The organism is Bradyrhizobium sp. cf659 (assembly GCF_900113725.1).
GTDB lineage: Bacteria > Pseudomonadota > Alphaproteobacteria > Rhizobiales > Xanthobacteraceae > Bradyrhizobium.
In genome coordinates, this window is the sequence record NZ_FOQJ01000003.1 from 493,633 (window position 1) to 512,672 (window position 19,040).

The following is a 19,040-nucleotide window of genomic DNA, read 5'->3' on the forward strand; positions in this document are numbered from 1 at the left end:
GAGCGGAGCGCCGATCCAGGACCCATTACCCCAGGACGTGGTTTGGCGAAGACTCGTGGTTACGTGCTCGCGCCACAACTTCTCCTTGGGGTAATGGGTCCTGGCTTTCGCCAGGACGACGACGGAGAGCGAGCCGCTACGCCGGCCCCTTCAAGATCTTGAACACGCCGTTGGCCATCACGATGCAGCGGCCCTCGACGGTGACTTCGGTGCTCATGAAGATGAGGCTGCGCGTCGAGCGCACCACGCGCGGGCGCGAGATCAGGATGTCGCCGATCTGGCCGGCCTCGACGAAATGGGTGTCGAGCTGCACCGTCGCCATGAACTCCTTGCCGGAGACGTAGCGGGCGGTCATGCCGCAGGTGCGGTCGGCGAACGTCATCATCACGCCGCCCTGGACCATGCCGCGGCGGTTGTGATGCTTGTCCTCGGTGGCGAGTGCGAATTCGTAGTGGCCGTCGAACTTGCGTTCCCACAAGGGGCCGATCAGGTGCATGAAGCCCGTAGTCTCGAGGATGGTCCAGCCCTCCGATTTCAGCCTTGCGGCGGCCTTGTTGGTCATCTCGTCGTCCATTCCTCTGCGGGCCTTGCGATCTCATTTCATCGGGGGCGGACGTGGTGTAGTCAAGCATGATGAGACCGTTCGACGATGCCACACGGCGGAATATCGCGGCCGCCTGCGCGGCCTTCACGCGGCTGCCGGACGACGGCGCGGCGCCGGCGTTGAAGCGCGCTGCGGTGGCGGTCGCGCTGACCGCGGCGGGCGAGGGCGACGACACCGCCTTCCTGCTCACGCTGCGCGCATCGCATCTGCGCGCCCATCGCGGCCAATGGGCCCTGCCGGGTGGACGCTGCGATGCCGGCGAGACGCCGGTCGAGGCGGCGCTGCGCGAGCTCGACGAGGAGCTCGGCCTTCGTCTCACCAGCGCGCAGGTGCTCGGCACGCTCGACGATTATCCGACCCGCTCCGGCTATCTGATCACGCCGGTGGTGGTCTGGGCTACGGACGACGCCGCGATCCGTCCGAACCCGGACGAGGTCGCCTCCGTTCATCGCATCGCGCTCGCCACGATCGAGCACGACGACGCCTTCGACTTCGTCGCGATCCCCGAGAGCGCGCGCCGCGTCATCCGCTTCCATCATCAGGCGAGCCTGATTCACGCGCCGACGGCGGCGCTGATCTACCAGTTCCGCGAGGTGCTGGCGGGGCGGCAGACCCGCGTGACCGAGCTGGAACAGCCGGTGTTCGCCTGGAAGTGACGATGGTAAACGGCGCGTTAACGTGACGGTTACCGGATGCCTGTTAAGAGGGCGGCATGCATCATTCGATTCGAAAGAGCCTTGCGCTGGTTCCATTCGCGCTCGTCGTGCTCGCGCCCGCCGCGCGCGGCGGCGCGTCCGATGCGCTGCCGCCCGCCGTCCGCGATGCCAAGGCCCAGCTCCTGTCGCAGTTCTTTGCGCAAGGCGGGGCATCGCCCGCCGTGCTCGAATATCGCCGCAAGCTCGGGGAATATCAGGCCGCGCGCGCGGCCTTCGACGAGGAAGCCGGCGCCTACTGGAGCCAGATCTCCGAGAAGCGGAAGACCCGCAATGCCAAGCGGCGCAGCGGGCAGCAGATCACACTCGACGATTACGTGCTGGAGCACCCGCCGCTCTATAACGGACCGAAGCGGCCGGTGAATCCGGAGCCGGAGGAAACGCCGGAGCGCCCGACCAAAAAGCCGATCCCCGTCGTCGCCGATCTGCTGCGCGCGGCGCAGGAGCTCTACCAGTTCGCGCCGCAGCGCCCGTCCAGCGAGGTCGAGTTCAAGCGCGCCTATGCACGCTACGCGCTCGCCTCCGGGCTGACGCGCGAGCAGGCCGTCCGGGTCTATTCGTTCGAGACCGGCGGCACCGGCAGTTACGACGTGCAGGCGGGTATCGAGCATGGCGGCAAGCGCGCGATCTCGACCGCGATGGGCTACAACCAGCTCCTGACCACCAACAGCGTCGAGCTGCTGGCCGAGCAGGGCCATGAATTCATTCGCGTGCTCTCCGACAAGGTGGCGCGGACCTCCGGGCCGGCGCGCCAGTCGCTCGAGCACAAGCTCGTCGTGCTGAAGAAAATGGTGGCGCATGCCAAGTCGGTGCCGGACACCTGGTCGGAGCACGAGAAGATCGGCAACACCGCGCAGGGCTGGGCGATGCACGCCATGGTGCTCGACATCGACGTCGGGCCGATGCTCCAGACCCACAAGCTGCTGACGTCGGTGCTGTTCGCGCGCGCCAAGGGCTACACCCGTCCGCTCAGCGCGGCCGAGCTCGAGATGATGAACCTCACCGGCGACGGCACCGGGCTCGACATGGTGACGATGCCGCAGGCGATGCGCGAGCAGGTGCCGACCTCGAACTTCTTCCAGCGCGGCGGCTACGAGCGCAACCCGGTCGCGATCCGCCACAACACGGTGGCGAAGCTGCTCGCGGTGACGGATACGCGGATGGACAGCAACGGCAACAATGCCGGCGCGCGGGAATTGGCGGGGGCGTTTTAGCGAGGGAGCTGGCGGTTGCGTTTTAAAAGGTGTCGTCCCGGCCTAGTTGCGCAATTGCGCACGGGGGGCCGGGACCCATAACCCCAGGGAGTAGTTTGGCGAAGACAGTCGTTCGGTACTCCTACCGTCCGCCATCCGATAGATCACGCGGTATGGGTCCCGGCCTTCGCCGGGACGACACCGAGTGTGTCGCGTGCCCGCCCGTCCCCTACTGATCCGGCCCGAACTTGAACTTGCCGTCGCCTTCCAGATACGGGCCGCTGCGCATGTAGAGCTGGCCGTTGTGGCCGATGAAGAACAGCGTGCCCTTCGGCACCTTCTTGGCCCCCTTCAGCAGCTCGCCGGCATTGCTGGTGCCCATCTTGTAGGAATAGGTCTTGCCTTCCTTGTCATAGGCGTAGCCCATGTCGGGCTTGAGCTCCCAGGGCGTCGCCTCGGCCTGTGCCAATGCGGGTGCTGTGAATGCGCCGAGCGCGGCTGCGATTGCAAATGCCTTCGTTGAAAATGCCATGATCCCATCCTCCCCATCGTCGGGGCATCCGGCTTGAACAAATCACGAACGGTATTGCCGGGTCAATTCGCGAAAGCGCCGCGGCGCATCACGTCTTGCCCAGCAGTTTGTGATTTTCCCTTCGTCCCCTCGCGACTATGTTCCGCTTTCCGTCTAGAACGCAACTCGACAAAATTATTGGTAGGGATGATTCGGATGCGCCACGTGATCAAATTTTGCTGGGCTGCTGCATTGTCGCTGACGGCGCTGGCGCCGGCCGCCCGGGCCGATGATTACCAGCTCAGCCACAACCAGCGGATTTCGTGCAGCCGCGGCCTTGCCCCGGGCAAGCTGAACACGGCGACCTGCAAATCCTACACCTATCTCTTCAACACCAGGACCTCGGAATATTTCCGCTGCCAGGTCTCGCTGGCGCTGACCCGGGACAACAAGGAAGTCATCAACGTCCAGACCGACGGCGGCTGCACTAAGAAGCCGCGCATCTTCGAGACCGACGGCCATTACGACTTCGACGCCACCGAGACCGAGCCGCCGAACACCAATTCGTTCTTCGGTCCCGGCGGCTACTCGATCTGGGCGGCCGACGTCACCGCGCAGAAGGTGCGCGGCTGCATCACCATCTCCTCCGGCCTCGGCTCCGACATCTCGAAGTGCCTGGACATGACGTTCCAGTGAGCTGACCGCGCGCTCGAACCCGATGCGTTCGGGCGCGCCGCGATCCGGCTGCGCCACCTCGCCGCACCCGACCGGTTCCCCAAAAGCTGAGCCGGAACGGCCATTTGCCGCAGTCCTGTTTTGCCTATTGGATGGGTTGACCCGCTCCCCTCATCCGGCCAATTTCCCCGCCGGTTTGGGGAGTACAGAAATCATGAAACGGACGATTTTCGGCGTGGCCGCGGCTCTTGCTCTGGCGGCGTCGGCGCCTTGCGCGCATGCGCAATCCTTCATCAACGTGCTGACCGGAGGCACCTCGGGCGTCTATTATCCGCTCGGGGTCGCGATCGGGAAGATCTACGGCGACAAGATTCCGAACGTGAAGACGCAGGTGCAGGCCACCAAGGCGTCGGTCGAGAATCTGATCCTGCTCCAGCAGGGCCGCGGCGAGCTGGCGTTCACGCTGGGCGACTCGCTCAAGGCCGCCTGGGACGGCGAAGAGGAAGCGGGCTTCAAGTCCAAGCTCGACAAGCTCAGGACCATCGGCGCGATCTATCCGAACTACATCCAGATCGTCGCGACCACCGAGAGCGGCATCAAGACGCTGGCGGACCTCAAGGGCAAGAGCCTGTCGGTCGGCGCGCCCAAGTCGGGCACCGAGCTGAATTCCCGCGCGATCCTGGCGGCCGCCGGCATGAGCTACAAGGACCTCGGCAAGGTGGAGTACCTGCCGTTCGCCGAATCCGTCGACCTCATGAAGAACCGCCAGTTGGGTGCGACGCTGCAATCGGCCGGGCTCGGTGTTGCCTCGCTGAAGGATCTCTCGACCTCGAGCCCGATCACGGTGGTGTCGGTGCCGAAGGAGACCGTCGACAAGATCGGCCCGCCCTTCATCGCGGCGACCATCCCGGCCAACACCTATTCGGGCCAGGACAAGGACGTGCCGACCGCGGCCGTGGTCAACTATCTCGTGACGAGCTCCGCAGTGTCGGACGATCTCGCCTACCAGATGACCAAGCTGGTCTACGAGTCGCTGCCGGAATTGCAGAATGCCCACGCGGCCGGCAAGGAGATCAAGCTCGAGACGGCCGCCACCGGCAGCCCGGTTCCGCTGCACCCCGGCGCGATCCGCTATTACAAGGAAAAGGGGCTGATCAAGTAATTCTCCCTCCGTCGTCATTCCGGGGCGATGCGAAGCATCGAACCCGGAATCTCGAGATTCCGGGTCTGGTCCTTCGGACCATCCCGGAATGACGGAGTGAGCGTGGATGCCCGGGTCATCTGCGCGAAGACGCGCTTGGCGCTTTTGCCCGGGCATGACGTATTCAGGGCGCAGCGTGAATGCTGTAAGAACGCCCATTGGGCGCGGGGACACATCGATGTTGCAGGCAGAGGGCTCCGTAGAGCCCATCAAGGTCGAGTTCGACAATTTCGAGCACGGTTTCCCGGAGGGCTTCGGCCCGGGCTGGTGGGGCCGTCTCGCCTACTGGATCGGCATTGCCTTCGCCACCTTCCAGCTCTATGTCGCCGCCTTCAACTATCTGCCGAGCCAGGTGGTGCGCGGCGTCCATGTCGGCTTCCTGGTCCTGCTCACCTTCGGTCTGATCGGCAATTTCACCGCCAGAAGCGATGTCGGCCGCGCGCTCGGCTGGGTGATCGGCGGCGCCGGCTTCTTCTGCGGGCTCTATCAGTGGATCTTCTATGCCGATTTGATCGCGCGTGATGGCGATCCGACCAGGCTCGATCTCGCCGTCGGTACGCTGCTCGCGGTGCTGATCTTCGAGGGCACGCGGCGCCTGATGGGCGCGGCGCTGCCGCTGATGTGCGGCGCGTGCCTGCTCTACTGGTTCTTCGGCCAATATCTGCCGTCGCCGCTCAACCACCGCGGCTATGATTTCGACCAGATCGTCACGCATCTGTCGTTCGGCACCGAAGGCTTTTACGGCGTGCCGATCTACGTCTCGGCGACCTACATCTTCCTGTTCATCCTGTTCGGCTCGTTCCTGGAGCGCGCCGGCATGATCCAGCTCTTCACCGACGTCTCGCTCGGCCTGTTCGGCCGCACCCGCGGCGGACCTGCCAAGGTCGCGGTGTTCGCCTCGGGCATGATGGGCACGATCTCCGGCTCGGGCGTCGCCAACGTCGTCACCGTCGGCCAGTTCACGATTCCCTTGATGATCAAGTTCGGCTATCGCCGCGCCTTTGCCGCCGGCGTCGAAGCCACGGCGTCGATGGGCGGGCAGATCATGCCGCCGGTGATGGGCGCTGTCGCCTTCATCATGGCGGAGACGCTCGGCGTCCAGTACTCGGAAATCGTGAAAGCGGCGGCGATCCCGGCCATCCTCTATTTCGCATCCGCCTTCTGGATGGTGCATCTGGAAGCCGGCAAGCACGGCCTTGTCGGCATGAAGCGCTCGGAGATCCCGAGCGCCTGGAAGGCCCTGGTGACGCGCTGGTACCTCGTGCTGCCGCTCGCCGCGCTGGTCTACATGCTGTTCGAAGGCTTTACGCCGCTCTATGCCGGCAGCATGGGCCTCGCGCTGACGGTGACGCTCATCCTGGGCGCCAGCATCACGGCCGGTGCGTCCTCCATGGTGATCCGCACCATCTTCTGGGTCGGGCTCGCGCTCGTCGTCGCCGCGTTGTCGCGCGACGGCCTTCAGATCGTGCCGGTCGCGAGCGTCGTCGTCGGGCTGATTGTGATCACCGCTTTCATCAATGGCGGGTTCAAGGCCCTGCGCGAATGCCGCGACGCGCTGGCCGAAAGTGCCAAATCCGCTATCACCGTCGGCATGGCCTGCGCCATCGTCGGCGTCATCATCGGCATGATGTCGCAGACCGGTGTCGGCACCATCTTCGGCGGCTGGGTGATCGGGCTCGGGGAGAAGAGCCTGTTCCTGGCGCTGATCATGACCATGCTGCTGTCGATCCTGCTCGGCACCGGCATTCCGACCATCCCGACCTACATCATCACCGCCGCGCTCGCAGCGCCCGCGCTGGCGAAACTCGGCGTGCCCCTGATCGCCAGCCACATGTTCGCGTTCTACTACGGCATCATGGCCGACCTCTCGCCGCCGGTGGCGCTTGCCGCGCTCGCGGCCGCGCCGATCGCGAAGGAAAATCCGGACAAGATCGGCTGGGAGGCGATGCGCATCGCGCTCGCCGGCTATGTCATCCCCTTCATCTTCGTCTACTCGCCGGCCTTGATGCTCCAGGCCGGCGATCCCATGGCGGCAAAACTCGGCTTCTACGGCGCGGTGGCGCTGGCGACCTTCAAGGCGCTGGTGGCGATCGGCCTGTTCGGCATGGTGGCGATCGGCTTCCTGTTCGCGCGGCTGACGCTGCTCGAGCGCGTGGTCGCGCTCGGCGCTGCGCTCTGCCTGCTCGGCGACTTCCCGTTCAGCGACACCGCGGGCTTCGTGCTCTCTGCCGCGCTGGTGCTGTGGCAGTGGCGGCAGCGCCCGCCGGCAGCGATCGAGGCGGTGTGAGCCTCTGCTTCGCCACAGCGTCGGGCGTGAAGGCGCTGGCGCTCACGGCCTTCACGCTGGTGTGGACGCATTCGATCGAAAAGGTCGACTGGCAGGAAGACTGGCGCGTCACGCCGGATGGTCTCGAACTGGTGCAGGCGCGGGTCAAGGGCACCGGTGCCGGCATGGAGCCGCCGCCCGAGGCGCGGCTCGTCGATGGCTGGTTTCAATGGCAGCCGAAGCGGGTGCCGATGCGGGAGGTCGTGCTCGGCAATTCCGGCGCGGCCGGGGAATGGCGGCTCTGCCATGACGGCGCGTGCCGGACGTTGTCGGAGATTGTCGGGCATCCCATAGGTGCTAACGTTACGACGATGAAAGTCTGCAACGATCCGTAGCCCGGATATCGCTTCGCTCATCCGGGCTACAATCAACAACAACACGGGAGACACGCGATGGATCGGCTCAAGGGCAAGGTTGCGATGGTGGTGGGGGCCGGCTCGATCGGACCCGGCTGGGGCAATGGCAAGGCCACCGCGGTGACCTTTGCGCGCGAGGGTGCGCAGGTGTTCTGCGTCGACCGCAACGGCACTGCTGCCGAGGAGACCGCGAAGATCATCAAGGACGAAGGCGGCAAGGCGACCGCGTTCACCGCCGATGTCTCTCGGTCAGCCGAGATCGAGGCGATGGTCGCGGCGTGCCTCAAGGCCTATGGCCGCATCGACGTGCTCGACAACAATGTCGGCATCGCCGAGATGGGCAGCGTGGTCGAGGTGACCGAGGAGAGCTGGGACCGCGTCTTCAGCGTCAACCTCAAGAGTGCCTATTTCGCCATGAAGCACGTCATCCCCGTGATGGTGAAGCAGGGCGGCGGCTCGATCATTAACATCTCCTCGATCGCCTCGATCCGCCATATGGGCATCTCCTACGTCACCTACGGCACCTCGAAGGCGGCGATGAACCAGATGACACGCACCACCGCGATCGAGTTCGCGCCGCATCATGTGCGCGTCAATGCGATCCTGCCCGGCCTGATGAAGACGCCGATGGTCGAACATTCCGCCGGCCTTGCCTCCAGCTACGCCAAGGGCGACGTGGAGGCGATGTGGCGCGCGCGCGATGCGCAAGTGCCGATGGGCCACATGGGCGATGCCTGGGACGTGGCCAACGCCGCGCTGTTCTTGGCGTCGGACGAGTCGAAATATGTGACGGGGATCGAGTTGGTGGTCGACGGCGGGATCACGTGCAAGGCGGGGGCGTAGGCGCCGCCTCACATCCGCCGTCGTCCTGGACAAGCGAGCGTAGCGAGCGCTGATCCAGGACCCATTACCACAGGGACAAGTTTGGCGAAGGTTGGTGGCTCCAGCCTTCCTCAACAATTGACATTCGGGGTAATGGGTCCTGGCTTTCGCCAGGACGACATCGGAGAAACTACTGCGCCAGCGCCAGAATCCCGCCGGCGAACGCATGCCATGCCGCGCTTTCGCTGATCGGCCAGTTCAGCACCTTCACCGCCAGCATCGCGAGCGTGCCGGTGATGTAGACCGGATGCACGCGGCCCTCGGTGCGCCAGTCGCGCACCATGGCGACGACGAGCAGCAGGGAGGCCACCACGGCCGGCGCGATGGTCACCGGCACCGGGGGCGGGCCGGGCGGTCCGGGAGGAGCGAGGAAAGTCAGAAACCAGCGCGCGATCGCGGCGTCGAGGATCGAGACCGCGGCGAGCAGCATTAGGCGCTTGTGAACTTCCGGCCTGCGCGTGTTCACGATGCCGAGCACGAACACCAGCGCAAAGAACGCGATGCCGCTCATCGGCACGATCGAGAAGGCGATGCCGGCCTCCTTCTGCCCGAGCGCGGCGGAGTGCTGCATCACGTGCACGGAGGCGAGGAAGCCGAAGATCGTCATTGCGGTCGCGAGCGAAACGCCGACGATGCCGATCGCGCGGTGATTGACCACGCGGCCTGAGGCCGCGAGCCAGGTCTGGATCACGAAATAGAGAGACCAGGTAAAGAACAAGAGGCCGTGAAAATGAATCACGGGGCTTGCGGAAAACGCACCGCGGGCGAGCGGTACCCAATAGGTCGGCGCGAAGCCGAGAAAAGCGGTCGCCGCGCAGGCCAGGGCCATGTGGAGATAAAAATATCGTGCAGGCGACGCATCACGCGCGCGGACACGACGGTCGTCGGTCAGGGTCGTCATCTGGAATGAGTCTGCGGAGGGGGCGTCTGGTTCAACGCCAACCGTTCACCCTCCGGCGTCGTCCCGGCGAAGGCCGGGACCCATAGCCACAAAACCGTGTTTGGCGAAGACTCGAGGTTACCAACCTGGCGCCACAACTGCTCCCTGGGGTTATGGGTCCCGGCCTTCGCCGGGACGACACCGAGTTTGTGGATGGATCGAGAGTCTCATCCTCCCGCGCTCAATTCTGCGCGATCGAGCTCCTCCTCGAGGCGGTGAAAGGCGTCGTCGCCGATCACTTCGGTGGCGCGCAGGTCGAAGATGGATTTGCGCGCGGCTTCGATGGCGCGGCGGCGCAGGGGATCGGCGGGCAATTCGCCATTGACGATGCCGCCGTTCGGATCGTGATCCGCCTGCATCAGGATGGCGCGATATTCGAGCCTCAGGATCTCCGCCTCCTCCGACGGGTCGCTTTCGATCGCATCGAGGGCCGCGCGATAGGCTACAGTGCGGCCGCGCGCGACCTCGGCGCCGACGGGGTCGTCGTCCGTGAGGCCGAAGGCCAGGATCAGCGGCCGCAGCGTCAGGCCCTGGATCACCAGCGTCCCGAGCACGACGGCGAAGGCGATGAAGACGATGAAGTCGCGATAGGGAAAGTTCTCCGGCAGGGCGAAGGCGGTGGCGAGCGTGACGAGGCCGCGCATGCCGCACCAGGAGATGATGAGGCCGCCCTTCGGCGAGGCCACCTGCTTCGGATCCTTCGGGTGGTAGAGCCCGTGCGCGATCAGCACGCGCAGCGTCGTGCGGTAGAACGTCACCCAGGACAGCCGCACCAGGACCACCGTAAGCAGGATCCAGGCTGCTGCCACGCAATATTCCCAGCGCACGTCCGCGTCGAGCCGCGTCCAGATCGGCCGCATCTGCATGCCGATCAGCATGAAGGCGAGCACGTTGAGCACGAACACCATCGTCTCCCACACCGCATAGGACGGCACCCGCAGCCGTGCCGGCATCCGCGCCGGCGCGGTGCGCGCCATGGTGATGGCATAGACCACGATGGTGAGGATGCCGGAGAGCCCGAGATGTTCGGCGGCGATCCAGATCATGAAGGTGGTGGCGAATTGCACGATGATCGCGCTCGGGGCTTCCGTCACGCGCTCCATGATGGGCGGGATGAGGCGGGCCGCGAGAAGGCCGGCGATGACGCTGCCGACCAGCGCCAGCGCCATCGTCGGCGCGACTTGGCTCCACGTCAGATGCTCGGTGGCGACCGCTCCGACGGCGATGCGATAGATCAGCAGCGAGGTTGCGTCGTTGAGCAGGCTTTCGCCCTCCAGCACCTTCACCATGCGGTGGGGCAGCTTGACCTGGCTCAGGATCGCGACCGCAGCCGCGGCGTCCGGCGGCGCCACGATGGCGCCGAGCGCAACCGCGGCGGCCCAGGGCATGTCAGGCATCAGCCGGTGCGCGACGTAGGCGACGCCGGCCGTGGTCAGGCCGACCGCGGCCACCACGAGGGTCGAGACCGGAACCCAGTTGTTGCGCAAATCTCGCAGCGAGGTGTCGAAGGCCGCATCCAGCAGCACCGGTGCGACAAAAAGTGCCAATGCCAGGTCCGGCTCCAGCGCCCAGGTCGGGCTCGACGGTACGAAGGCGATCAGCGCGCCGCCGATGGCGAGAAAGGTCGGGTAGGGGACCTTGATCCGCCGCGCCAGCGCCGATAAGGCAACAGCGCCGAGCAGCAGCGCGATGATCCATTCGAATGTCGACACGATGATCCCCGAAACCGAGTTGAGCGGCGCCACAAGCTAACACCAATCCGGCCGTATGCTGGATAGCAGGGCCTCAAGGCAAGACTTTCCGACTGCAAGGACCATGCGTTCTCTTCTCATTCAATTGTCCGGTGCCGTACTGCTCTGCGCGCTCCCGCTCGGCATGGCTCTGGCGGCGACCGGCGGCGAGCCGGCCGCCGTCACGCAGGTCGACATCGCGCCGTGCCTCGCGGCTGCCGCCGGCGACGATCTGGACAAGGCCAATTCCGCCTGCGCCGACGTGATCGACAATGAGAAGACGGCGAAGGGGGACCTGATCAAGGCGCTCGTGGCGCGCGGCGCGCTTTACGCGCGGCATGATCAGGTCGACCACGCGATTGCCGACGACAGCCGTGCTCTCTTGCTTGATCCCACGCTCGCGGATGTCTTCAACGCGCGGGGCGAGCTGTGGCTGAAGAAAGGCGACAAGCCCAGGGCGGTGCAGGATTTCGGGGCCGCGCTGAAGATCGATCCGAACCACGAGAAGGCCAAGGCCAATCACAAGGCGATGGCGCGCGAGCTCGAGCGGATCGGCGCGCAGATGGCGGTCGCGGGCAAGCCCAGCTTCAATTGCGCCCGCGCGGCCCGCGCCGTGGAGAAGGCGATCTGCGGAAATCGCGAGCTTGCCGATCTCGACCGGGAGATCTTTGCATCGCATGCCCGCGTGATCCGCGAGGCGCGCAATGCGGGCGAGGCCAAGGCGCTCCAGCGCGAGCAGGAAGACTTCATTGCCCGCCGCAACGCGGGGTTCGGGCGGCCGGGCTATGATCTCAAAAAAGCGATGCAGGAGCGGTTGCAGCGGCTGAACGGGGTGGACGGCTACTAGAGCGTTTTCGAGAGCATGATCGGACCGATCATGCTCTTGCCGTTCCGCAAAACCATCCGTCCTGTCGGCGTCTACTGCAGGCCGGTGGGGTTGGAGGTCGAGCCGATCGGCGTCGGAGCCGGACCGAGTGCATTGTTACCTTGGATCCGGTTGTTGAAATGCGACAGGGTGACGCCGCTGAACGCGGTGGCGTTGAAGGAAATATCGTTGTTCGAGAGGCGGACGGTGACCGTTCCGTTGAGGTTGCCTACGCCGAGACCGTTGTTGCTGACCACGCTGTTGCTGAGGTTTATTTCAGACGCCGCCGCGCCGCCCGACGCGCCGACACCGATCTGGGCGTTGCCCGTAACCACCGCCCGGTTGATCATGGCACGGCCGTTGTTGCCGATGAGAATGCCGATATTCGCCGAATTCTGAACGCGCACATTGTCGAGCGCGATCTCGAGGCGCTGCCCGGCGGCTCCGGGATTGTAGGCGATGCCGAAGGTGCCGGTATTTCGGACGGTGGTATTGGAAACATATAATTCGCCGCCGCCGGTGCGATCATCCAGGATGCCGGACGCCGAGCCGGCGAAAACGCCGTCGATGAGGGTGTCTTCGATGATGACCACGCCGCCGGCGATGGTGGAGCCGCCGCTGATCCGGATCCCGACAAGGCCGGTGTCGACGCCGTTCAGATTGAGGTTGCGCAGCCGGACGGTCTTTCTCGTATCCGTCGCCGCGAAGCTGTTGAACGGAATGTTGATACCGTTGGTGCCGCTGAAGAGGACCGAGGCGAAGATCTCATGGCAGTCGATGGTGATCGACTTGACGATGGTCACTGCGCCGAAACCGCCGGGATCGAGGCAGTTGATCTCGCCGTTGAGGGCAGTCTTGGAAATCGCGCCGGCGAAGGTTTTGCAGGGCGCAGTGCGGCTGCAGGGATTGGCGTCATCGCCGACCCCCGACACCCAGGTCCGCGAGGCCTGGGCGTGAGCGGACGTGGCCGGCAGCGCGAGCAGCAGAAATGTTGCTGCGATGGTGAGCGACAGTGCAATCCTGTTCATGGTGCTCTCCGAAATGATGTGGCGATTGGCAATGGCTCTGCCACGCAAGAATATGGAATGGTTGCAGGCTCGCCTTGCGAGGGGCCGGCTATTTGAATGAAATCTGCGCGCTCTGGTAGCGACTTCCCGCCGGCGCGACATCCGGCGCCAGTTCGAACGAGTACTCCGCGCCGACCAGATCGGTCGGAAACACCAGCGACAAGATGCCGACGCCCTCGTCATCGGTCTTGATGTCGCCGATCGGGCGAACGCATTTGAGCGAGACGTGATAGATCGTGTTGGGCCTGGCGGTTATTGCCACCTTCACGCTGGTGTTGCCGTCGAACAGCCGCGTTGCCCAGATCGTGCCCCTGACCGACGGTGAGTCGGTATTGGGGACATCACGGCCTGAACAATCGGATGTGTCCTGATGAACGAGAACCACCTGCCGCTGGTTCGGATCGATCGGGCGATTGGGGACGTATTGCGCCGTTGTGGCAAGGGTCGTTCCCACGAGCATGACAGCGCCGAGCCAGATGGAATTGTAACGCAGTCGGAAGATTGGCATCGCATACCGCATCGTTTCCTCCGCATGTAATTGTGGAAATTGACTATTTTAAGTAGTATTTCGGAATATGCCGGTACTGGTTTCAGCACGACGTCTCAAGGCTGGTCGGAAATGCTCGCGCACAATACACCTCATTAATCATACAAGTCTGTGAACTCGCTCACAGGTAGAGACCGGAGATTTCGGTGCGCTCCGATACGGCGCGATGGATCCCGCGACTCTGCCTGCGTCGGCCGGCTTTCGAACCGCGGGCGACCTCATTGCTTGAACCGGTTGCTGCATGGCCGCGACAATGATGAGAACCCGACGTCACGGAGCCCTATGCCATGTGCGGCACGCATTTTTCCGCGCAGATGCCCTCGTTTGCCAAAATCTCGCCTCGCGCCTTCTTCCTTGGTGCGGCGATAAGCCTTGCCCTTTTCGCTCCAGCCTCGGCCGGCACCGATTGCGTGCTCGGCAGCAAGGCGACTGCCGCGGAACTGATCTCCGCGTGCAGCGCCATCATCGACCAGAGCGCAAATCCCGCGCCTGACCGCTCCGTGGCTCTCGTCGCTCGTGCCGAAGCCAATGCGCGGACCTCCGGAGGCCTGACGCAGGCGCTGCGCGATCTGGACCGCGCCATCGCGCTCGACGGCAGGAACGCAAAGGCCTGGCGCGTGCGCGGCGATCTCCTGCGCGAGGCCGGCGGCGACCTCAATCGCGCCGCGGCGGACCTGACCAAGGCGATCGAGCTCGATCCGCAGGATGCGGAGTCTTACGAGCTGCGCGGCGTCGTCTACACCAATCAGCGCCGGCTCGACCGCGCGCTCGCCGATTACGACCAGGCGATCAAGCTGAAGCCGGATGACGCGCAGGCCTGGTCCGACCGCGGCGTGACCTATTATCTCGGCGGCGACAACGAGAAGGCGATCCGCGATCTCAGCGAGGCGCTGCGGCTCGATCCGAACCGGCCGCGCACCTACACCAATCGCGGCGCGGCCTACAAGAAGCTCGGCCAGCTCGACAAGTCGGTCGCCGACGACGGCGAGGCGATCAGGCTCGATCCGAAGGTGCCGGAATATTACGACAATCGCGGCCTGTCGCTGGCCGCGATGGGCGAATACGACAAGGCAATCGCCGATTACGACCAGGCGCTGCGGCTGGCGCCGAAGCCGAACTTCTTCACCAACCGCGGCGATTCCTATCAGCTCAAGGGCGAGCTCGGAGCGGCGTTGAGCGATTATGAAGCCGCGCTGAAGCTCGACCCGAATTTCGCGCAGACCTACAACAACCGCGCCGTGCTCTACAAGAAGATGGGCGAGCGCAGGAAGGCGCTGGCCGATTACGAGACCGCGCTGAAGCTCGACCCCGGCAACGACAACGCGGCCAACGGCCGGCGCACCATGATCGCGGAGATCGCGAAATTCGGCGATGAGCCGCGGCGTCCGCTCGCGGCGAATGCCGGCAACGGTCCCTCGTTCGATTGTGCGACCGCGAAGCGCGAGGTCGAGAAGGTGATCTGCGCCGATCCGCAGCTCGGCGTGCTCGACCGCCAGATCGCCGAGACCTACGAGCGCGTGCTGAAATCCGCGAGCAAGCGTTCGGCCGGCGATCTGCGCCGTACCCAGCGCGATTTCCTCGCCACCCGCAACGCCAGCTTTGGCCGGGCCGGCTACGATCTGAGGAAGGTCATGCAGGAACGGTTGCAGCGGCTGAACGCGATGGACAGCTGAGAAGCGTTCGACGCCGGTGTTCTTCGCCTCTCCCCGCTTGCGGGGAGAGGCCGGAATTTGCGTAGCAAATACCGGGTGAGGGGGAGCCTCCGCGAATCCGACTCTTACGGTGTCTGCGGAAAGTGCCTCTCACCCCAACGCTCTCAGCGCGAGCGAAGCTCGTCGCGGCCCCGTAAGAACGGGGAGAGGGAGAAGATAGGTCCTTTTCAGCTTGAACCGCGGCCCGTTCCCGGGAAAATAGCCGCCCAAACAACGCTGGCAATTGATCCTGGTCATGGCGGGACGCCCGTCCTGTCGTCAGGTCAAGGCCAGGCGAATAAAGGGAAACGGGAGCGCGGGAAATGAACATCCAGGGCAAGAGCAGCTATCACGAGGTCCATGCACGCTCGCTGGCTGATCCCCAGGGCTTCTGGGCCGAGGCGGCCAAGGAGATCGACTGGATCGAGCCGCCGAAGACGATTTTTGATGCCTCGCAAGGAACCTACGGCCGCTGGTTCACCGGCGGCGTGGTCAACACCTGCTACAACGCGCTCGACCGCCATGTCGAACGCGGCCGCGCCGACCAGGTCGCGCTGATTCATGATTCGCCGCTGACGAACTCGATCACCAAGCTCACCTATTCCGAGCTGCTGAACGAGGTGCAGGCGCTCGCCGCCATCATGCAGGATTTCGGCGTCGCCAAGGGCGACCGCGTCATCCTTTACATGCCGATGGTGCCGGAGGCGGTGGTCGCGATGCTCGCCTGCGCACGCATCGGCGCGGTGCACTCGGTGGTATTCGGCGGCTTTGCCGCGAAAGAGCTCGCCACCCGCATCGACGACGCGCAGCCGAAGCTGATCCTGTCGGCGAGTTGCGGCATCGAGCCCGGCCGCATCGTGCAGTACAAGCCGCTGCTCGACGAGGCGATCAAGCTTGCCGGCAGCAAGCCGAAGTCCTGCATCGTGCTGCAACGTCCGCAGCTCACCTGTGACCTGACGCCGGGCCGCGACTACGATTGGGCCAGCCTGCGCCGCAAGGCGATCAACGACGGCAAGAAGGCGCCTTGTGTGCCGGTTGCCGCCACCGATCCGCTCTACATCCTCTACACCTCGGGCACCACGGGCATTCCCAAGGGCGTGGTGCGCGACAATGGCGGCCATCTGGTCGCGGTGAAATGGTCGATGTTCAACCTCTATGGCGTCAAGCCGGGCGAGGTCTGGTGGTGCGGTTCCGACATCGGCTGGGTGGTCGGTCACAGCTACATCGTCTACGGCCCGCTGCTGCATGGCGCGACCTCGATCATGTATGAGGGCAAGCCGGTCGGCACGCCCGATGCCGGCGCATTCTGGCGCGTCATCTCCGAGCACAAGGCAGTGGCGCTGTTCACCGCGCCGACCGCATTCCGCGCCATCCGCAAGGAGGACCCGGACGGCAAGTTCATCCGGCAATACGACCTGTCGACATTCCGCACCCTGTTCCTCGCCGGCGAGCGTGCCGATCCGCCGACGGTGGAATGGGCGGAGCAGCAGCTGAAGGTGCCTGTCATCGACCATTGGTGGCAGACCGAGACCGGCTGGTGCATCGCCGGTAATCCGGTTGGCCTCGGCATGCTGCCGGTGAAGCACGGCTCGCCGACAGTGCCGATGCCGGGCTACCAGGTCGACGTGGTCGATGAAGCGGCCAAGCCCGTCGGTCCCAACACCATGGGCTCGATCGTCATCAAGCTGCCGATGCCGCCGGGCTGCCTGCCGACGCTGTGGAATCAGGATTCGCGCTTCAAGGAATCTTACCTCAGCGAGTTCCCCGGCTATTACAAAACCTCGGACGCCGGCTACAAGGACGAGGACGGCTATGTCTGGGTGATGGGGCGCACCGACGACATCATCAATGTCGCCGGCCATCGGCTGTCCACCGGCGGCATGGAGGAGATCCTGGCCTCGCATCCCGACGTCGCCGAATGCGCCGTGCTCGGCGTCAAGGACGCGATCAAGGGTGAGGTGCCCTGCGGCTTCCTGGTGCTCAAGGCCGGCGTGAAGCGCGCACCGAGCGAGATCGAGAAAGAGATCATCGCGCTGGTGCGTGACAAGCTCGGCCCCGTCGCCGCCTTCAAGCTCGCCATCACCGTCGGCCGCCTGCCGAAGACGCGCTCCGGCAAGATTTTGCGCGGCACCATCAAGAAGATTGCCGACGGCGAGTCCTGGACCATGCCCGCGACGATCGAGGACCCCAAGGTGCTGGACGAGATCGGGGAGGCGCTGAAGGGGAGGGTGTGAGGCGAAGCGTTGCTCCGGCGAGAGGCGGCGCTGCCTCACCACTCTCCGCTGTCATCGCCCGCGCAGGCGGGTGATCCAGTAATCTGCGGCCGGAGTTGTGACCCAATGACCGCCGCGGCGTACTGGATTCCCCGCCGGAGCCTGTCATCGGGCTCGCCGAAGGCGAGACCCGGTGGCGGGGAATGACAGCGAGCGGGGAACGGTGTCCAGGGACTTACAATCTCCTCATTCCGCGCTAAACAGGGCCGGCCAACAGGGGACCTCGAATGCCACTCGCCGCCGCGCCGCGCCTGCTCACTGCCGTACTCTTCGCCATCGCACTCTCCGCCTGCTCGGCGCGCTACCAGACGCCGGTGGCGATGGGGGGCGACGATGACGACGCGGTGTGCCAGAGCCGCGGTTATGCGGCGGGCTCGCCGGAATATGTGGCTTGCCGCAAGGACCGTGACGTCCAGCGCAGCGCCGCGACCGCTCGCGCCGACCGCCGCCAGCGCGATCTCGGCGAGTACATGCTGAACCATCCCGAGCGGCCGTGAGATCGGGCCTGGTACTATCCTGCGTCATTCACTCGCATTGGTCGTGACACATCTGCAACGCCGCGACACAAATCGTGCCGCATTTCGCCTGATTTGATCGGCGTCAAATCCTTCACCGTCCCCTTTCTGCTCTGACGCTGATGTCGCGCAACGAAGCGCGAGAGACGGCTGAAGGGGATTGAAATGCAGACAACGACAAGAAACTTGGCGCGGATCGCGATGGTTGGCGCGATGCTCGCGGGGACTTTTGCATCAGTGCAGGCTGCGGACCTGCCGGTCTACAAGAAGGCGCCGCCGCCCGTGGAGGCGTTCAATCCCTGGATGGTGCGCCTGCGCGTGCTCGGCGTGTTGCCCGATGCCGGCGGCTCGACCGTCAACGTCGCGGGTGTGCCGTCGCTGTCGTCGCCGAATTCCGGCCTCTCGATCAGCGACCAGGTCGTGCCCGAGCTCGACATCAGCTATTTCTTCACCAAGAACATCGCGGCCGAACTGATCCTCGGTGTGACCAGGCATTCGATCAGCGGCACCGGCTCGCTCGCGAATTTGCCGATCGGCAAGACCACGCTGCTGCCGCCGACGCTGACGCTGCAATATCACTTCGACAATTTCGGTGCGTTCAAGCCGTATATCGGCGCCGGCGTGAACTACACCGTGTTCTTCAACAATTCCGCCGCCAATGCGCCGGCCGCCATCGTCGGCCCGCCCGCGATCGTCGCCACCACCACGAGCCTGCACGTCAGCAATGCCTGGGGTGGGGCGGTGCAGTTCGGCTTCGACTACATGCTCGACCGGCACTGGGGTCTCAACGTCGACGTCAAGAAGCTCTGGCTGCGGCCGGATTACAGCGCGACCGTCAGCGGCCTGCCCGTCACCGGGACCGCGCATATCGACCCGTGGCTGGTCGGCGCCGGCGTCACCTACAAGTTCTGATGCCGCCCTCGCGGCGCCGGGCGGGGGCCCCGGCGCGGC

Annotated in this window: 18 protein-coding genes; 12 read left to right on the forward strand and 6 right to left on the reverse strand. The window is 65.0% G+C overall.

The features are described 5' to 3' along the window. Positions 1-136: 136 nt before the first annotated feature. Entirely contained in the window at positions 137-562 is a 426-nt protein-coding gene (locus BM118_RS16350) for a PaaI family thioesterase (RefSeq protein WP_177234365.1), read from the reverse strand. Positions 563-630: 68 nt separating this feature from the next. Here BM118_RS16350 and BM118_RS16355 point away from each other — a divergent pair, with 68 nt between their 5' ends. Together BM118_RS16355 and BM118_RS16360 are read left to right on the forward strand one after the other, a co-directional pair. Next, a complete protein-coding gene (locus tag BM118_RS16355; protein ID WP_092186568.1) occupies positions 631-1,260 on the forward strand; it encodes an NUDIX hydrolase in 630 nt (209 codons plus the stop codon). A 56-nt stretch (positions 1,261-1,316) separates the two neighbouring features. Then, positions 1,317-2,531 (forward strand): hypothetical protein, encoded by a 1,215-nt coding sequence (locus BM118_RS16360; protein WP_092186569.1) that lies wholly within the window; start codon positions 1,317-1,319, stop codon positions 2,529-2,531. 208 nt (positions 2,532-2,739) lie between these two features. Here the strand turns inward: BM118_RS16360 and BM118_RS16365 are convergent, their stop codons facing one another. Continuing rightward, positions 2,740-3,042 carry a hypothetical protein gene (locus BM118_RS16365; RefSeq protein ID WP_092186570.1) on the reverse strand — a complete coding sequence of 101 codons (303 nt, stop codon included), beginning with the start codon at positions 3,040-3,042 and terminating at the stop codon, positions 2,740-2,742. Between the two features lie 195 nt (positions 3,043-3,237). On the opposite strand from BM118_RS16365, the gene BM118_RS16370 reads away from it, so the two are divergent. From BM118_RS16370 to BM118_RS16390, 5 genes are all read left to right on the forward strand, one after another. Continuing rightward, a complete protein-coding gene (locus BM118_RS16370; protein WP_177234366.1) occupies positions 3,238-3,717 on the forward strand; it encodes a hypothetical protein in 480 nt (159 codons plus the stop codon). 193 nt (positions 3,718-3,910) lie between these two features. Beyond that, the gene (locus tag BM118_RS16375; protein ID WP_177234367.1) at positions 3,911-4,858 is read left to right on the forward strand and encodes a TAXI family TRAP transporter solute-binding subunit; all 948 of its coding nucleotides are present in this window, start codon (positions 3,911-3,913) and stop codon (positions 4,856-4,858) included. Positions 4,859-5,075: 217 nt separating this feature from the next. Then, positions 5,076-7,184 (forward strand): TRAP transporter permease, encoded by a 2,109-nt coding sequence (locus tag BM118_RS16380; protein WP_092186573.1) that lies wholly within the window; start codon positions 5,076-5,078, stop codon positions 7,182-7,184. Continuing rightward, positions 7,181-7,558, forward strand: a complete 378-nt coding sequence (locus tag BM118_RS16385) for a DUF1850 domain-containing protein (protein ID WP_244550161.1) — start codon at positions 7,181-7,183, stop codon at positions 7,556-7,558. The genes BM118_RS16380 and BM118_RS16385 overlap by 4 nt, the downstream gene beginning before the upstream one ends. A gap of 57 nt (positions 7,559-7,615) precedes the next feature. After that, entirely contained in the window at positions 7,616-8,422 is an 807-nt protein-coding gene (locus BM118_RS16390) for an SDR family NAD(P)-dependent oxidoreductase (protein WP_092186575.1), read from the forward strand. A 169-nt stretch (positions 8,423-8,591) separates the two neighbouring features. Here the strand turns inward: BM118_RS16390 and BM118_RS16395 are convergent, their stop codons facing one another. Together BM118_RS16395 and BM118_RS16400 are read right to left on the reverse strand one after the other, a co-directional pair. Next, positions 8,592-9,362 carry a hypothetical protein gene (locus BM118_RS16395; RefSeq protein ID WP_092186576.1) on the reverse strand — a complete coding sequence of 257 codons (771 nt, stop codon included), beginning with the start codon at positions 9,360-9,362 and terminating at the stop codon, positions 8,592-8,594. Between the two features lie 206 nt (positions 9,363-9,568). Beyond that, the gene (locus BM118_RS16400) at positions 9,569-11,146 is read right to left on the reverse strand and encodes a cation:proton antiporter (protein WP_092186577.1); all 1,578 of its coding nucleotides are present in this window, start codon (positions 11,144-11,146) and stop codon (positions 9,569-9,571) included. Between the two features lie 70 nt (positions 11,147-11,216). On the opposite strand from BM118_RS16400, the gene BM118_RS16405 reads away from it, so the two are divergent. Continuing rightward, positions 11,217-11,978, forward strand: coding sequence for a tetratricopeptide repeat protein (locus tag BM118_RS16405; protein WP_177234368.1), 762 nt, complete (start codon positions 11,217-11,219; stop codon positions 11,976-11,978). A 71-nt stretch (positions 11,979-12,049) separates the two neighbouring features. Here BM118_RS16405 and BM118_RS16410 read toward each other — a convergent pair whose 3' ends face one another. After that, a complete protein-coding gene (locus BM118_RS16410) occupies positions 12,050-13,165 on the reverse strand; it encodes a right-handed parallel beta-helix repeat-containing protein (protein WP_244550162.1) in 1,116 nt (371 codons plus the stop codon). Further along, the gene (locus tag BM118_RS16415; RefSeq protein WP_143099479.1) at positions 13,113-13,571 is read right to left on the reverse strand and encodes a hypothetical protein; all 459 of its coding nucleotides are present in this window, start codon (positions 13,569-13,571) and stop codon (positions 13,113-13,115) included. The genes BM118_RS16410 and BM118_RS16415 overlap by 53 nt, the downstream gene beginning before the upstream one ends. Positions 13,572-13,897: 326 nt before the next feature. On the opposite strand from BM118_RS16415, the gene BM118_RS16420 reads away from it, so the two are divergent. From BM118_RS16420 to BM118_RS16435, 4 genes are all read left to right on the forward strand, one after another. Further along, positions 13,898-15,283 carry a tetratricopeptide repeat protein gene (locus BM118_RS16420; RefSeq protein WP_092186581.1) on the forward strand — a complete coding sequence of 462 codons (1,386 nt, stop codon included), beginning with the start codon at positions 13,898-13,900 and terminating at the stop codon, positions 15,281-15,283. Positions 15,284-15,624: 341 nt separating this feature from the next. Beyond that, positions 15,625-17,535, forward strand: a complete 1,911-nt coding sequence (locus tag BM118_RS16425) for a propionyl-CoA synthetase (protein WP_092186582.1) — start codon at positions 15,625-15,627, stop codon at positions 17,533-17,535. A gap of 266 nt (positions 17,536-17,801) precedes the next feature. Next, positions 17,802-18,071, forward strand: a complete 270-nt coding sequence (locus BM118_RS16430) for a hypothetical protein (RefSeq protein WP_092186583.1) — start codon at positions 17,802-17,804, stop codon at positions 18,069-18,071. A 183-nt stretch (positions 18,072-18,254) separates the two neighbouring features. Next, positions 18,255-19,001 carry an OmpW/AlkL family protein gene (locus BM118_RS16435; RefSeq protein ID WP_092186584.1) on the forward strand — a complete coding sequence of 249 codons (747 nt, stop codon included), beginning with the start codon at positions 18,255-18,257 and terminating at the stop codon, positions 18,999-19,001. Positions 19,002-19,040: the final 39 nt, after the last annotated feature.

Coding starts and splice junctions, on each gene's coding strand:
- BM118_RS16395 (WP_092186576.1), bottom strand. CDS start 9,362: ATGACGACCCTGACCGACGACCGTCGTGTCCGCGCGCGTGATGCGTCG.
- BM118_RS16420 (WP_092186581.1), top strand. CDS start 13,898: ATGTGCGGCACGCATTTTTCCGCGCAGATGCCCTCGTTTGCCAAAATC.
- BM118_RS16355 (WP_092186568.1), top strand. CDS start 631: ATGATGAGACCGTTCGACGATGCCACACGGCGGAATATCGCGGCCGCC.
- BM118_RS16365 (WP_092186570.1), bottom strand. CDS start 3,042: ATGGCATTTTCAACGAAGGCATTTGCAATCGCAGCCGCGCTCGGCGCA.
- BM118_RS16410 (WP_244550162.1), bottom strand. CDS start 13,165: ATGTCGCGCCGGCGGGAAGTCGCTACCAGAGCGCGCAGATTTCATTCA.
- BM118_RS16390 (WP_092186575.1), top strand. CDS start 7,616: ATGGATCGGCTCAAGGGCAAGGTTGCGATGGTGGTGGGGGCCGGCTCG.
- BM118_RS16375 (WP_177234367.1), top strand. CDS start 3,911: ATGAAACGGACGATTTTCGGCGTGGCCGCGGCTCTTGCTCTGGCGGCG.
- BM118_RS16425 (WP_092186582.1), top strand. CDS start 15,625: ATGAACATCCAGGGCAAGAGCAGCTATCACGAGGTCCATGCACGCTCG.
- BM118_RS16370 (WP_177234366.1), top strand. CDS start 3,238: ATGCGCCACGTGATCAAATTTTGCTGGGCTGCTGCATTGTCGCTGACG.
- BM118_RS16435 (WP_092186584.1), top strand. CDS start 18,255: ATGCAGACAACGACAAGAAACTTGGCGCGGATCGCGATGGTTGGCGCG.
- BM118_RS16380 (WP_092186573.1), top strand. CDS start 5,076: ATGTTGCAGGCAGAGGGCTCCGTAGAGCCCATCAAGGTCGAGTTCGAC.
- BM118_RS16350 (WP_177234365.1), bottom strand. CDS start 562: ATGACCAACAAGGCCGCCGCAAGGCTGAAATCGGAGGGCTGGACCATC.
- BM118_RS16430 (WP_092186583.1), top strand. CDS start 17,802: ATGCCACTCGCCGCCGCGCCGCGCCTGCTCACTGCCGTACTCTTCGCC.
- BM118_RS16360 (WP_092186569.1), top strand. CDS start 1,317: ATGCATCATTCGATTCGAAAGAGCCTTGCGCTGGTTCCATTCGCGCTC.
- BM118_RS16415 (WP_143099479.1), bottom strand. CDS start 13,571: ATGCCAATCTTCCGACTGCGTTACAATTCCATCTGGCTCGGCGCTGTC.
- BM118_RS16405 (WP_177234368.1), top strand. CDS start 11,217: ATGCGTTCTCTTCTCATTCAATTGTCCGGTGCCGTACTGCTCTGCGCG.